Source organism: Bradyrhizobium sp. LB8.2 (assembly GCF_040548035.1).
Classification (GTDB): domain Bacteria; phylum Pseudomonadota; class Alphaproteobacteria; order Rhizobiales; family Xanthobacteraceae; genus Bradyrhizobium.
This window is the reverse complement of sequence record NZ_JBEPQV010000001.1, coordinates 189,980-203,485: the sequence shown is the minus strand read 5'-3', so window position 1 is coordinate 203,485 and position 13,506 is coordinate 189,980. Positions and strand designations below refer to the sequence as shown.

Here is a 13,506-nt window from a genome sequence, read left to right as displayed (position 1 = left end):
GCGAGACGCTCAGGCTACCACATCCGCGACTACCGCCTTCAACACGACCCGCGCATCATCCGGTTTGAGCCGCACTTGCAATCCGCGCTGACCGCCGTTGATGTAAACCTGACCATGCACGAGCGCACTTTGCTCGATCACGGTGCGCACGGGCTTCCGCTGCCCGAATGGGCTGATGCCACCGACCTTGAAGCCGGTGACTCGCTCGGCTTCGAGCGGCTTCATCATTTGCGCCGACTTGCCGCTCGCGGCCGCGGCGAGCTTCTTCATCGAGACTTCGCGGTCGGACGGGACAATGACACAGACCGGCTTGCCGTCGACCAGCGCCATCAGCGTCTTCAGGACGCGCGCGGGGTCCTCGCCGAGCGCCGATGCGGCCTGGAGTCCGATGCTCTCGGCATCGGGATGGTAGTCGTAGGTGTGGACGGTGAAAGCAATGCCGGCAGCTTCAAGCGCGCGCGTGGCTGGGGTGATTTTGGACATAGATCACGTTTACCACCGTCATTGCGAGGAGCGAAGCGACGAAGCAATCCCGAGCATTCCGGGGAAGGATCCTGGATTACTTCGCGACGTTCGCAATGACGGTGCGGGTACGCAGAGGCGCCGCACACGCGGCGGAGCTTTACTCCGCCGCGTTGCGCATTTCCGCGCGCTCGGCCCTGGCCGCGCAGAACTTGAACTCCGGGATCTTGCCGAACGGATCGAGCGCCGGGTTGGTCAACAAATTCGCTGCCGCTTCCGCGTAGCAGAACGGCATGAAGACCATGTTCTCGGGAACGTCGCGGTCCGAGCGGACCTTGACCTCGACCGCGCCGCGGCGGGTCTCGAGCCGAATGAAATCGCCGGGCGCAAGCTTCTTCCTGTGCATGTCCTTCGGCGACATGAAGGCCACAGCCTCGGGCTCGATCTGGTCGAGCACCTGCGCGCGGCGGGTCATCGAGCCGGTGTGCCAATGCTCGAGCACACGGCCGGTCGAGAGCACCATCGGGTATTCCGCGTCGGGAAGCTCGTCCGGCGGGATCACCTTGGCCGGCACGATCTTGCCGCGGCCGCTCGCGGTCGGGAAGCCCGTGGTGAAGATGATCTCGTTGCCGGGCTTGTTCGGATCGTCCGCCGGATAGGTGACGGCACCTTCACGCACCAGCCGTTCCCAGCTGATGTTCTTGAGCGACGGCATCAGCTCCGCCATCTCGGTGTAGACGTCGCCGGGACCGGCGTAATTCCAGGGCAGACCCATGCGCTTGCCGATCTCCTGGATGATCCAGAGATCCTGCCGCGCATCGCCCGGCGGCTTGATCACCTGGCGCGCCAGCTGCACGCGGCGATCGGTGTTGGTGAAGGAGCCGTCCTTCTCCGCGAAGGCCGAGGCCGGCAGGATGACGTCGGCGTGGAAAGCGGTCTCCGTGACGAAGAGATCCTGCACGACGAGATGATCGAGCTTCGCGAGCGCTCCGCGCGCATGCTGCAGATCCGGATCGGACATCGCGGGGTTCTCGCCCTCGATATACATGCCCGTGATCTCGCCGGCATGGACCGCGTTCATGATCTCGACCACGGTCAGGCCACGGACGGGATCGATCTCCTTCTGCCAGACCTTCTCGAAGTTCACGCGCAGATCGTCACGATCGACCGGCTGATAATCCGGCAGGAACATCGGGATCAGGCCGGCGTCGGAGGCACCCTGCACGTTGTTCTGACCGCGCAGCGGATGCAGGCCGGTGCCGGGGCGACCGACCTGGCCGGTGATCAGCGCCAGCGCAATCAGGCAGCGCGCATTGTCGGTGCCGTGGACATGCTGGCTGATGCCCATGCCCCAGAAGATGATCGACGATTTCGCTCGCGCATAGGTCCGCGCGACCTCACGCAGGGTCTGCGCAGAGATGCCGCAGATCGCCTCCATCTTCTCCGGCGTGAACTCCTTGATCTTCTCTTTGAGGTCCTCAAAACCCTCAGTGTAGCCGGCGATGTATTGGTCGTCGGTCAGCCCCTCGGTGATGATCGTGTGGATCATCGCGTTCAGCATGGCGACGTCGGAGCCCGGCTTGAACTGCAAATGCTTAGTCGCATGGCGCGACAGCGACTGCCGGCGCGGGTCCATGACGATCAGCTTTGCGCCATTCTGCTTGACCGCATTCTTGATGAAGGTTGCGGCGACCGGATGATTCACAGTCGGATTGGCGCCGATCACGATGATCACCTCGGCGTCCATCGCCGCCGAGAATGGCGCCGACACCGCGCCAGAGCTCAGGCCTTCGAACAGCGCCGCGACCGACGAGGCGTGGCACAGACGCGTGCAATGGTCGACATTGTTCGAACCGAAGCCGGTGCGCACCAGCTTCTGGAACAGATAGGCCTCCTCGTTGGAGCCCTTCGCTGAACCGAAGCCGGCCAGCGCCTTCACGCCCTTCTCGTCGCGGATCTTGACCAGGCCCTTGGCCGCGATGTCGAGCGCTTCTTCCCAGCTCGCTTCGCGGAAATGCGTGAAGGGATTGGCCGGATCAACCTGGTCGTTGGAATCCTTCTTCGCGTTCGGCAGCCGCACCAGCGGCTTGGTCAGCCGATGCGGATGGTGGATGTAGTCGAAGCCGAAGCGGCCCTTGACGCAAAGACGGTTGCGGTTGGCCGGGCCGTCGCGGCCTTCGGCATAGATCACCTTCTCATCCTTGACCTCATAGGTCACCTGGCAGCCGACGCCGCAGAACGGGCAGAGCGAATCCACCTTCTTGTCCGCATAGGTGACGCGGGTCTGCTTCTCGTCCAGCATTACGGCCGGCATCAGAGCCCCGGTCGGACAGGCCTGCACGCATTCGCCGCAGGCGACGCAAGTGGACTCGCCCATGGGATCGTCGAAGTCGAAGACGATTTTCGAACCATGGTTGCGATAGGCCATGCCGATGACGTCGTTGACCTGGACCTCGCGGCAGGCACGCACGCACAGGCCGCACTGGATGCAGGCATCGAGATTGACGCGCATCGCCGGATGGCTGGCATCGGTCGCCCAACGCTCGGCGGCGGGGAAGCGGCTTTCGGTGACGCCGGTGGCCTCGGCCCAGTGCCAGAATTTGGACTCCGGATCGTGCGAGGTCTCGCGCGCCGGCTGATCGGCGACCAGCAGCTCCATGACCATTTTTTGCGCGGAAACCGCGCGCGCGCTCTCAGTCTTCACCTTCATGCCGACCGATGGCGTGCGCTTGCAGGACGCCGCAAGCACGCGCTCGCCCTCGATCTCGACCATGCAGGCGCGGCAATTGCCGTCAGGGCGATAATCCGGCGCCGGCGTATAGCACAGATGCGGAATCTCGCGACCCCCGCGTTTCGCGACCTGCCAGATCGTCTCGCCGGCGTTGGCCTCGACCTGCTTGCCGTCGAGCTCGAACGTAATCTTCGTCATTCGGCCGCTTCCTTGAACTCGTCAGGGAAATATTTGATCACGGTGGACAGCGGATTCGATGCCGCCTGACCGAGACCGCAGATCGAAGCATCGCGCATCGCCTGGCTCAATTCTTCCAGAAGGGCGCGGTTCCAGACCGGTTTCTGCATCAGCTGCACGGCCTTCTGGGTTCCGACGCGGCACGGCGTGCACTGGCCGCAGCTCTCGTCCTCGAAGAATTTCATGAGGTTCAACGCGGCCGCGCGCACGCTGTCCTTTTGCGACAGGATCACGATCGCGGCCGAGCCGATGAAGCAGCCGTATTTTTCAAGCGTGCCGAAGTCGAGCGGGATGTCGTCCATCGCCGCCGGCAGGATGCCGCCGGACGCACCGCCCGGCAGGTATGCATAGAACTGATGGCCGTCGGCCATGCCGCCGCAATATTCGTCGATCAGCTCGCGCACGGTGATGCCAGCAGGCGCGAGCTTCATGCCGGGGTTCTTGACGCGGCCCGACACCGAGAAGCTGCGCAGGCCGTGCCGCTCATGGCGACCGTTGCCCTTCCACCAGTCGGCGCCCTTCTCGACGATGTCGCGCACCCACCACAACGTCTCGATGTTGTTGATCAGCGTCGGCAGGCCGAACAGGCCGACCTGGAACGGATACGGCGGTTTGTGCCTGGGCAGGCCGCGCTTGCCCTCGATGCTTTCTAGCAGCGAGGATTCCTCACCGCAGATATAGGCGCCGGCGCCGCGGCGAATGTGCAGCGTCGGGCCGCCCGGCGGGAGCTTTGCGATCTCGCGCTCGATGATCTCGCGCGATGCCGGATATTCGTCGCGCAGGTAGATGTAGATATCCGAGGCCTGCACCACATGCGCGCCGATCAGCATGCCCTCGAGGAAGCGATGCGGATCGCTTTCGAGATAGAAGCGGTCCTTGAACGTGCCGGGCTCGCCCTCGTCGCCGTTGATCGCCATCAGTCGCGGGCCGGGCTCGCCGAGGACTGCGCGCCATTTGCGTCCCGTCGGGAAGCCGGCGCCGCCGAGACCGCGCAACGAGGCGTCGTCGAGCGCCTTCAACAGATCGTCTGTCGGCAGTTCGCCCGAGCGCAAGCGGTTGAGCAGCTTGTAGCCGCCGTCCGCAACATAGGCCTCGTAGCCGATATATTTGGGCAGATGCGCGTGGGTGTCGCCGGCCTTCGCGGCCGCCATGACATTGGCGACGGTCGCGTGATCGACGAAGTTGTGGCCGACTTCCGCGGCCGGTGCGGTGTCACAACGGCCGACGCAGGGCGCACGCACCACGCGGATGCCGGGACCCGACGCGTCTTGCAAATCGGCGAGCAGCTTGTCGGCCCCGAGCATCGCGCAGGTCAGCGAATCGCAGACGCGGATCGTCAGCGGCGGGATGTCAGGCTCGCCTTCCTTCACCACGTCGAAATGCGCGTAGAACGTTGCGGTCTCGAACACCTCGGCGAACGCGAGCTTCATCTCGTCGGCGAGCGCGGCAAGATGCGCGGCCGAGATCTGGCGGTACTTATCCTGGATCAGATGCAGATATTCGATCAACAGATCGCGCCGCCGCGGCCTGTCGCCGAGCAGCTGCTCGATCTCGTGCGCGGCGGTAGGATCGACCTGCCGCCCCTTGGGCGTGGACTTGGCGCGCCGACGTCCCTCGCCCGGATGCTCGAATTCTCTTACCTTGTGAACGTCGTCGTTGCTGCTCATGGAGACGTCGCGTTCTCCTCAAATGCGCGATGAGTTTAGGCCAGATCGCCAATGCGATCTGCCTTCATTTTCCGACTCGATCAGCGAAACCAGTTCCCGCTGACCAAGCCAAATTCGACGCAACTCTAGCTCCTGGTATGCCAGATGCAAGACAATTTAGAAAGTCTCTATAATGATTTAGGAGGCGGGCGGTCGCCCGCCATGCCCCGTACGCAAATGCCAGGCGGAACCCGATCTCAGGTCTTGCTCATGCACTCTTCGATGTAGAACCAGCGGTCGTCGCCAGCGAGGCCCTTGGACTTTACCTCGGCGCGGCAGGCCTTGAGCTTCGGCTTGTTGGCTGCCCATTTCGCCTTCATGTCTTTCAGCTTCTGCATGGAGAGCTTGATCTTGCCAGCCGGCTTGGCATTGGTCGTCGCGGCGGGCGCTGTGGTGGCAGGCGTCGTGGCGGTTTGCGCCGACGCGGTATGAAGGCTTGCGGCCAGCAGCATGGCGGCAAGGCAGATACGAGTGCTGAGCATAAAGAATCCCCCTAGATCCCATTCTTGACTTGAAAGACGAGCGTCGCGGGATGCTGAGCAGTCAGGCATCCCGCGACGATGTGGGTTTGCGATTACAGGATCTTAACCGCGCTCTCGAGCGTCTTGTACACGCCCCACGCCAGCGGGACGCCGACGAACAGCCAGAACAGCGCAGCCTTGATATCGAGGCCGCCGGTTCCGATCCCGAACGAGCCCGTCTGAACCGTATTGGCGCCGGCGCCCGCCGCCTGCAGCTTCGCGACTTCGGCTTCGCTCATGTACCATTTCGGGGCGACCGGCTTGATCAGGTAGTTGCAGATGATGCCGGCGATCAGCATCGCACAGAGAATGTACATGGTCGTGTTGTAGAGCTGGTCACGCGGCACGCCCGCTGCGAGCTGGAACTCGCGGATGTAGTTCACGACAACGGGGCCGATGATGCCCGCGGTGGACCACGCCGTCAGCAGCCGGCCGTGGATCGCGCCGACGAACTGAGTGCCGAACATATCGGCCAGATAGGCCGGCACCGTGGAGAAGCCGCCGCCATACATCGACAGGATGACGCCGAAGCCGAGCACGAAGAGCATCTTCGAGCCCATCGCCGCAAACGTCGGCGCCAGTGCGTAGAGCACGATGCCGAGGATAAAGAACGTGTAATACGTATTCTTGCGGCCGATATAGTCAGACAACGACGCCCAGACGAAGCGGCCGCCGATGTTGAACAGTGACAGCAGGCCCGCGAAGCCCGCCGCGATCCCGGCGATGACAGTCTTCTGCTCGACCGAGAGCTGACCAAAGGCGAGCTCCGGATGGCCGATCAGCTTGCCGGCGAAGATCTCCTGCAGCATCGGAGAGGCCATGCCGATCACGCCGATGCCGGCCGACACGTTCAGGCACAGCACCCACCAGATCAGCCAGAACTGCGGCGTCTTGTGCGCGTTGTCGAGATGGACGTGATGCTCGGAGATCATTGTCTTCTTCTCGCTCGGCGGCGTCCAGCCGTCAGGCTTCCAGCCGGCCGGCGTCACGCGGTAGGCGAAAGCGCCGATTGTCATGAAGACGAAATAGACGATGCCCATCACGAGGAAGGACTTCCACACGCCGACATCGGTCGGTGTCTTGAAGTAGTTGATCAGGATGTTGGCAAACGGTGCGCCGATCATGGCGCCGCCGCCGAAACCCATGATCGCCATGCCGGTCGCCATGCCGCGGCGATCGGGAAACCATTTGATCAGCGTGGACACAGGCGAGATGTAGCCGAGGCCAAGGCCGATGCCGCCGATCACGCCGGACCCCAGCCACATCAGCCAGAGCTGGTGGGTGTAGATTCCGATCGCACCGAGGAACAGGCCGCCGCACCAGCAGATCGCCGCGACGAAACCGGCCTTGCGCGGACCAGCCCGTTCGAGCCAGCCGCCCCAGACAGCAGCGGAAACGCCGAGCACGACGAAGAACAGGGTGAACATCCAGCCAAGGCTTGCGACCTTCCAGTCGCAACTGGTGGTGAAGAGCTCCTGCCACAGCGACATGTCCGGACAGGCTTTCGGCGCCGTGATGCCGATCGCGCGCGACAGCGGCAGCCAGAACACCGAGAAGCCGTAGGCCATGCCGATGCAGAGATGGATGCACAGCGCAGCCGGCGGCACCAGCCAGCGATTGAACCCGGCCTTGGCGATCGTGCGCTCGCGATCAAGAAAACCCGCGCCGGCGCCTGAAATCGTTCCAGCGCTCTCGATTGTCGTCATGCGTTCCTCCCCTGCGGACGCCCTTCTGAGCGGCCCGCCGCTAGATCCTGTTCCTCAGCCCATTGCGGTGCAGCCTGTCCCTGCTGCTCCGCACAATCACACGATGCGCGCCAGGATTGTCACGCACATCCAAACGTTAACCCCTCAACCCCGAGATCTATGCCCGACGCCGCGTTCAGGCTTCATGCGATGTCCCGTTGCTCCGCGTATCGCGGGCAAGACTCGACCTCCGCGTCTCGGCGGAGGAAGTCGATTGGGGCAGAAGTGATGAGCGATGTCGATAGACAAAAGGTAGGTATCAACCGAGTGACCGCTGGCTAAGTGGGCGGCGCACCATTGATTTTTTTTATCGGCCTATCGGTCTTCTCTATCAAAAACACGATGCGCGTGTCGTTGCGCTCGGTGATCTCCACCGTGCCGCCGGTCTCGCGGATCAGGTTCGGGATGTCAATCACCGACAAGGGATCCGTGCAGTACACCTCAAGCTGATCGCCCGCCTGCAAGGGTTTCAACGCCTTGCGCGTCTTCAGGGCGGGCAGCGGGCATTTCAACCCGGTGAGATCGAGCGTCGTTCTGGTCATGGGCGCAACATGGAGGGCTGGGTTGATGGCGTCAACGCCAAGACAATGCCAAGACAACGCCAAGACAACGCCAAGACAACGCCAAGCCTCAGAGCAGATCGGCATAGGATAGGAAACCTACACCCTGCCCCGGCTCGACCTGGGTGATGTCTTCGCCGAGTTCAATGAGACCGTCGGTCTCGACCAGCGACGACAACAGGCCGGCGCCTTCGCGCGGGAACTTGATAGCCTCGAGTGCGCCGTCCTGCCCGCGCCGCAAGGACGCCCGAACATATTCGCGCCGGCCGATCTTTTTCTTGTACGTGAATGCCGCGCGCACCGGGATCGGCAACAGCGGCTCGGCCAGGCTGCCCGCGAGCGCCAGCACCGTCGGCCGCACCACATGCACGAAAGTCACGAAACTCGCGACGGGATTGCCCGGTAATCCGATCAGCGGCGTGCCCTCGATGATGCCCATCGCCACCGGCCGTCCCGGCTTGATCGCCATCCGCCACAACACCAGCGAGCCGACGCTTTCGACCGCCGCCTTGACGTGATCCTCCTCCCCGGTCGAGACGCCGCCGGTGGTGAGGATCAGGTCGTGGCTGCTTGCCACCTGCTTCAAGCCATTTGCGAGCGCGTTGCGCTCGTCGCGCAATATGCCGAGATCGCTGACCTCGCAGCCGAGCCGGCGCAGCATCGCCATCAGCATGAAGCGGTTGGAGTCGAAGAGCTGCGAGGCCGCGCGCGGCTCGCCGGGCGAAGCCAGCTCGTCGCCGGTCGAGAACACCGCGACGCGGATGCGCCTGACGACGTCGAGCCTGACAAGGCCGAACGCCGCGGCGAGCGCGACATGCTGCGGCAGCAAGCGCTGGCCTGCGCGCAGCGCGATGTGCCCTTCGGGAATGTCCTCGCCCGCAGGGCGGACATTGGCACCCGGCTTCAGTCCCGGCGGCAGCACAATCCGGCCGGAATCATCGATGCGGACATCTTCCTGCATGAAGACGGTTTCGGCATCCGGCGGCAACGGCGCGCCCGTAAAGATGCGCGCGGTGTGACCGGCCTTGATCTGCGCCTGCGCAAGGCCGCCGGCCTGGATGCGGCCGTCGAGCGGGAGCGCCCGTTCCGCGCTGTCCGGAACATCTGCGTTGCGCACGGCGTAGCCATCGACGGCCGAGTTGGTGAACGGCGGCAGCGGCAGAGGCGCCGCAATGTCGCGCGCCAGCACACGCCCGTCCGCATCGACCAGCGCCACGGTTTCGAGATCGGCAATCGCGCTGACGCGCGTCGTGATCAGGCCAACGGCCTCGCCGACCGACATCATCGGTCCACCGAAGGCAAAACAATCGTCGGACAATTGCGCCATGGTGCCTCGTCAACGCATCGCAGCGCTTTTCGCGACCACTTCCTCGACCGGCATCGCCGCACGGAGCAGCAGCGCCGCAGCAGCCTCGATATCATCGAGATGGACGGTGGGCAGTCGCGTTTCAATGGCGACATCGGCCGCGATCCCGAAAATTCCGGGATCATCGGGAAACAGCAACGGCTTGTCGTTGGCGGCGCGATGCACCTCGATCTTGCGATGCGGCTCGCGCTTGAAGCCTTCGACCACGACGAGATCGACCGCGGACAGCTTGCTCAACAGTTCCGGCAGTCGCGGCTCCGCCGCGCCGCGCAACTCATGCATCAGGACCCAGCGATTTGACGAAGCCACCAGCACCTCGGCCGCGCCGGCCTCGCGATGGCGCCAGGAGTCCTTGCCGGGCACGTCGACGTCGAACTGGTGATGCGCATGCTTGATGACCGAGACGCGCAAGCCCTGCGCGTTGAAATGCGGGATCAGCCGCGTCAACAGCGTGGTCTTGCCCGCACCGCTCCAGCCTGCAAGGCCGATGACTTTCATCACAACGTGATCTCCGCCAGCCGTATCACGCGGCTGGAACCGCCCGTTCCGTCATTGCGAGCGCAGCGAAGCAATCCAGAGTGCCTCCGCGGATAAATTCTGGATTGCTTCGCTGCGCTCGCAATGACGAGAAGAGAGACATTTTCGCTTTCCACCGCCATGCTTATATCGGCTTGACCCGAATGTCATGCTAACCTCGCGGCCATGATGAAGATCGACAAAGCCCCGGTGCCCGTGATCGCGCCGAACCCGGACGACCCGCGCCTGACCCAGACCGTGACCGGGACCGACCAGTCCGGCGCCAGGATCGAGATCAAGGTGCCGATGGAGCGGCCGCTGACGCTCTACCTGAATTCGCAGGAAATCGTCACCATGATGACGATCGGCGACTACCCGGAATATCTGGCGCTGGGCTATTTGCTCAACCAGAACATGCTGAAATATAATGACGAGGTCACCGAGGTCGAATACGACGACGACCTCCAGGTGGTCGTGGTGCGCACCGAACACCACACCAATTTCGAAGCCAAGCTGAAGAAGCGCACGCAGACTTCGGGCTGCGCGCAGGGCACCGCCTTCGGCGACCTTCTCGAAGCGGTCGAGAGCGTTGCGCTGCCGAAGGCCGAGTTGCGCACCTCCTGGCTCTACCAGATGACCCAGACCATCAACACGATGCCCTCGCTATATCTGGAAGCCGGTGCGATCCATGGCTGCGTGCTGTGCAGGGAGGGCGAACCGCTCTGCTACACCGAGGACGTCGGCCGTCACAACGCCGTCGACAAGATCGCGGGCTGGATGTACCGCCACGGTGTCGATGCATCCGACAAGATCCTCTACACCACGGGACGGCTCACCTCGGAGATGGTGATCAAGACGGTACGCATGGGAATTCCGATCCTGGTGTCGCGCTCCGGCTTCACGGCCTGGGGCGTCGATCTCGCACGCCAGGTCGGGCTGACGCTGGTCGGACGCGCGCGCGGAAAACGCTTCATCGCACTCGCGGGCGAAGAGCGCATCGTCTACGACCAGAACCTCGCTTACATCGAGGAGGAATCGGCCAAGCACAAGCGCAAGGGTGAAGGTGGTGGAGACTAGCTTTCCGACGACGCAAGGCGTGCTGCTCGCCGGCGGCCTGGCGCGGCGCATGGGCGGCGGCGACAAGCCGATGCGGACCATCGGCGGGCGCACCATCCTGGAGCGGGTGATCGCACGCCTTGCGCCCCAATGCAGCGGACTGATCCTGAATGCCAACGGCGATCCCGCCCGCTTTGATTCATTCGGATTGCAGGTCGTCGCCGACGATGTCCCCGGCTTTCCCGGCCCGCTCGCCGGCATCCTTGCCGCGCTCGACTGGACCGCAGCGAACCGGTCTGAGGTGGAGTGGGTGCTCAGCGCCGCCGGCGACTGCCCCTTCCTGCCGCGCGATCTGGTCGCGCGCTTGCATGAAGAGCGCATCGCGGCGAATGCCGAGCTCGCCGTTGCGGCGTCAGGCGACCAGTCGCATCCGGTGATCGGATTGTGGCGCGTTGGCTTGCGCGACGAACTGCGTCACGCGCTGGTGGTCGAAGACCTCCGCAAGATCGACCGCTGGACCGCGCGCTACCCGCTCGCGACGGTGACGTGGCCGACCGAGCCGCTCGATCCGTTCTTCAACGCCAATACGTTCGAGGATATCGCGGAAGCCGAGCGGCTGGCCGCGCTGGATGCGGCGTCTTAATCCAGCTCTAAGCTGGCCGGAAACCGGCCCGCTCCAGCGCGGCGCGCGCCTCGTCCGAGCCGAGTGCGGCGAGAAAGGCCTGCACCGCCGGCCGCTGCTTGCGCACTGTCACCAGCGCGAAATCATAATGCTCTTCCGCGAGCGGAATGAAACCGAGGCCGACCGCATGGGCGACCGGCGCAATGGTCATGCCCCAGTCGGCGCGGTGCTGTGCGACGGCCGCGGCCACTGCGTTGTGCGAGCGCGGCTGGTTCCAATACCCTTCCGGGCGCGCACCACCGAGCAGCCGGTCGATCAGGATGCGCGTGCCGGCGCCCTGGTTGCGATTGACCATGATGCAGACGGGATCGGAGAGCGCGGCGGCGACGGCCTGCTTCGCGTCCAGGCCTTCGAAACGCTTGTCGCCCTGGCGAAACACGATGCCCTGCATCCGGCGCCATCCCGGCACGAGCTCGAGTCCTTCGACGAGGTAAGGCGTATTGTAGGTCTCGCTCCTGTCGTCGAACAGATGGATCGGCGCCAGATCGCATTCGCCGCGCCGCGCCGCTGCAAGCCCGCCGAGACTGCCGACCGCGATCGAGCGCACGGTCAGGCCGGCGTGCGCGAGTTGCGCGGTGACGAGATCGAGGCCGGTGCAATGGCTGCCGACGATGACGAGATCGGGCACCCGCACATGCGGCGTAAACAGCGTCACCTCGGCCTCGGTCCCGGCCGGCATCTGCTCGGCGAGCGCGTCGATGCGCAAAAAGCCGTCGGCCTGCGCGAACGACGTGATCGCACCGGAGCCCTTGCCGGAGGGATAGGCAATCAAGCCGTCCTTGCCTTCGACCAGCGAGACCATGACGAATTCGGTGCGGCCGAGCTCGGAAGCAATGCGCACCGGCACAGTCGCGTTCACCTTGGCATCGGAGCGTGGTGGCAGCCCGGCCATCTTGCGCAACACCGGCACGATCATGTCGTGGAAGGTGAACATCGCCGAGGTCGGAAAACCCGGCAGGATCACCACCGGCTTGCCGTCGCAGACCGCAAGGCACAACGGCTTGCCGGGCTTGAGCGCAATACCGTGCGCGACGATACCGGGCTGGCCGAGCCGGCCGATGATGCGATGAGAGAGATCGCCCGCGCCTTTCGACGTGCCGCCGGAGAGCACCAGCATGTCGGCATCCGCAAGCGCGCGGCGCATGGCGGCTTCGAGCTTGGCTTCGTCGTCCGGAATCGCGCCGAGGAAAACCGCATCGCCGCCGTTCTCGTCGATCGCAGCGGTGACGATCGCGCCGTTGGTATCGTAGATCGCGGCGGGCGCGAGCACCTCGCCGGGCTGGACCAGCTCGTCGCCGGTGGAGATCACGGCAACCCGCGGTTTGCGCGCGACGGTCACATCTGCAATGCCGCAGGCTGCCAGCATGCCGATCTCGCGCGAGCCGATGATTGTGCCGGCACGCAGCAGCGCCTCGCCGCGCGCGATGTCGGATCCCGCATAGGATACGAATTGCCCGGGGGATACCGCACGACGGACGTCGATCGCATCAGATTCCACCGGCTGGGTGTGCTCGACCATGACGACGGCATCGGCACCGCGCGGCAGCGGACCGCCGGTGGCAATCGGCGTTGCGGTTCCCGCCACCACTTGCAGCGCCGGTGCGGTACCGCAGTGGATGATCTCGCCATTCAACCCGATGCGAACCGGTGCGCCTTCGCCGGCCGCTGCAAGGTCCGCCGAGCGCACCGCAAAGCCGTCGACATTGGAACGGTCGAACGGCGGCACGTCGATCGGCGCGGTGATGTCTTCGGCGAGTGCCGCACCGAGCGCATCGGCAAGCTTGCGGCTTTCGCTTGGGACCGCGCGCGGGAACAGCGCGGCCTCGAAGCGTGCCAGTGCCTCCTCGCGGGACAGGATTTTGAGGAACTGCTCCTGTTCGAGGGCGCTGCGGACTTGCGATTGCGGGATCATCGTCATGCCAAA

General features: G+C 64.4%; 11 protein-coding genes. 2 read left to right on the top strand and 9 right to left on the bottom strand.

From position 1 onward, the window contains the following. Positions 1 to 9 precede the first annotated feature (9 nt). From ybaK to mobB, 8 genes are all read right to left on the bottom strand, one after another. Positions 10 to 483 (bottom strand): Cys-tRNA(Pro) deacylase, encoded by a 474-nt coding sequence (ybaK, locus tag ABIB06_RS00945; protein ID WP_354047434.1) that lies wholly within the window; start codon positions 481 to 483, stop codon positions 10 to 12. Positions 484 to 622: 139 nt separating this feature from the next. Then, complete coding sequence (gene fdhF, locus ABIB06_RS00940; protein ID WP_354047436.1) at positions 623 to 3,391, bottom strand: formate dehydrogenase subunit alpha; 2,769 nt, start codon at positions 3,389 to 3,391, stop codon at positions 623 to 625. Next, positions 3,388 to 5,097: an NADH-ubiquinone oxidoreductase-F iron-sulfur binding region domain-containing protein gene (locus tag ABIB06_RS00935; RefSeq protein ID WP_354047438.1), complete on the bottom strand. Its 1,710-nt coding sequence runs from the start codon at positions 5,095 to 5,097 to the stop codon at positions 3,388 to 3,390. The genes fdhF and ABIB06_RS00935 overlap by 4 nt, the downstream gene beginning before the upstream one ends. A 236-nt stretch (positions 5,098 to 5,333) precedes the next feature. After that, positions 5,334 to 5,618: a hypothetical protein gene (locus ABIB06_RS00930; RefSeq protein WP_354047440.1), complete on the bottom strand. Its 285-nt coding sequence runs from the start codon at positions 5,616 to 5,618 to the stop codon at positions 5,334 to 5,336. Between the two features lie 92 nt (positions 5,619 to 5,710). Further along, a complete protein-coding gene (locus ABIB06_RS00925) occupies positions 5,711 to 7,363 on the bottom strand; it encodes an OFA family MFS transporter (protein ID WP_354047442.1) in 1,653 nt (550 codons plus the stop codon). A 317-nt stretch (positions 7,364 to 7,680) separates the two neighbouring features. Next, complete coding sequence (locus ABIB06_RS00920; RefSeq protein WP_354047443.1) at positions 7,681 to 7,944, bottom strand: sulfurtransferase TusA family protein; 264 nt, start codon at positions 7,942 to 7,944, stop codon at positions 7,681 to 7,683. An 88-nt stretch (positions 7,945 to 8,032) separates the two neighbouring features. Beyond that, on the bottom strand, positions 8,033 to 9,289 hold the full coding sequence (locus tag ABIB06_RS00915) for a molybdopterin molybdotransferase MoeA (protein WP_354047445.1): 1,257 nt from the start codon (positions 9,287 to 9,289) through the stop codon (positions 8,033 to 8,035). Positions 9,290 to 9,298: 9 nt separating this feature from the next. After that, positions 9,299 to 9,826 carry a molybdopterin-guanine dinucleotide biosynthesis protein B gene (mobB, locus tag ABIB06_RS00910; protein ID WP_354047701.1) on the bottom strand — a complete coding sequence of 176 codons (528 nt, stop codon included), beginning with the start codon at positions 9,824 to 9,826 and terminating at the stop codon, positions 9,299 to 9,301. 204 nt (positions 9,827 to 10,030) lie between these two features. On the opposite strand from mobB, the gene fdhD reads away from it, so the two are divergent. Next, positions 10,031 to 10,921 (top strand): formate dehydrogenase accessory sulfurtransferase FdhD, encoded by an 891-nt coding sequence (fdhD, locus tag ABIB06_RS00905; protein WP_354047446.1) that lies wholly within the window; start codon positions 10,031 to 10,033, stop codon positions 10,919 to 10,921. Then, a complete protein-coding gene (gene mobA, locus ABIB06_RS00900) occupies positions 10,908 to 11,543 on the top strand; it encodes a molybdenum cofactor guanylyltransferase MobA (protein ID WP_354047448.1) in 636 nt (211 codons plus the stop codon). The genes fdhD and mobA overlap by 14 nt, the downstream gene beginning before the upstream one ends. 7 nt (positions 11,544 to 11,550) lie before the next feature. Here mobA and ABIB06_RS00895 read toward each other — a convergent pair whose 3' ends face one another. Next, complete coding sequence (locus tag ABIB06_RS00895) at positions 11,551 to 13,500, bottom strand: molybdopterin biosynthesis protein (RefSeq protein WP_354047450.1); 1,950 nt, start codon at positions 13,498 to 13,500, stop codon at positions 11,551 to 11,553. Positions 13,501 to 13,506 lie beyond the last annotated feature (6 nt).

Bases quoted from the DNA above. Each gene is read 5' to 3' on its own strand.
- ybaK (WP_354047434.1), bottom strand. From the start codon at position 483: ATGTCCAAAATCACCCCAGCCACGCGCGCGCTTGAAGCTGCCGGCATT.
- fdhF (WP_354047436.1), bottom strand. From the start codon at position 3,391: ATGACGAAGATTACGTTCGAGCTCGACGGCAAGCAGGTCGAGGCCAAC.
- ABIB06_RS00935 (WP_354047438.1), bottom strand. From the start codon at position 5,097: ATGAGCAGCAACGACGACGTTCACAAGGTAAGAGAATTCGAGCATCCG.
- ABIB06_RS00930 (WP_354047440.1), bottom strand. From the start codon at position 5,618: ATGCTCAGCACTCGTATCTGCCTTGCCGCCATGCTGCTGGCCGCAAGC.
- ABIB06_RS00925 (WP_354047442.1), bottom strand. From the start codon at position 7,363: ATGACGACAATCGAGAGCGCTGGAACGATTTCAGGCGCCGGCGCGGGT.
- ABIB06_RS00920 (WP_354047443.1), bottom strand. From the start codon at position 7,944: ATGACCAGAACGACGCTCGATCTCACCGGGTTGAAATGCCCGCTGCCC.
- ABIB06_RS00915 (WP_354047445.1), bottom strand. From the start codon at position 9,289: ATGGCGCAATTGTCCGACGATTGTTTTGCCTTCGGTGGACCGATGATG.
- mobB (WP_354047701.1), bottom strand. From the start codon at position 9,826: ATGAAAGTCATCGGCCTTGCAGGCTGGAGCGGTGCGGGCAAGACCACG.
- fdhD (WP_354047446.1), top strand. From the start codon at position 10,031: ATGATGAAGATCGACAAAGCCCCGGTGCCCGTGATCGCGCCGAACCCG.
- ABIB06_RS00895 (WP_354047450.1), bottom strand. From the start codon at position 13,500: ATGACGATGATCCCGCAATCGCAAGTCCGCAGCGCCCTCGAACAGGAG.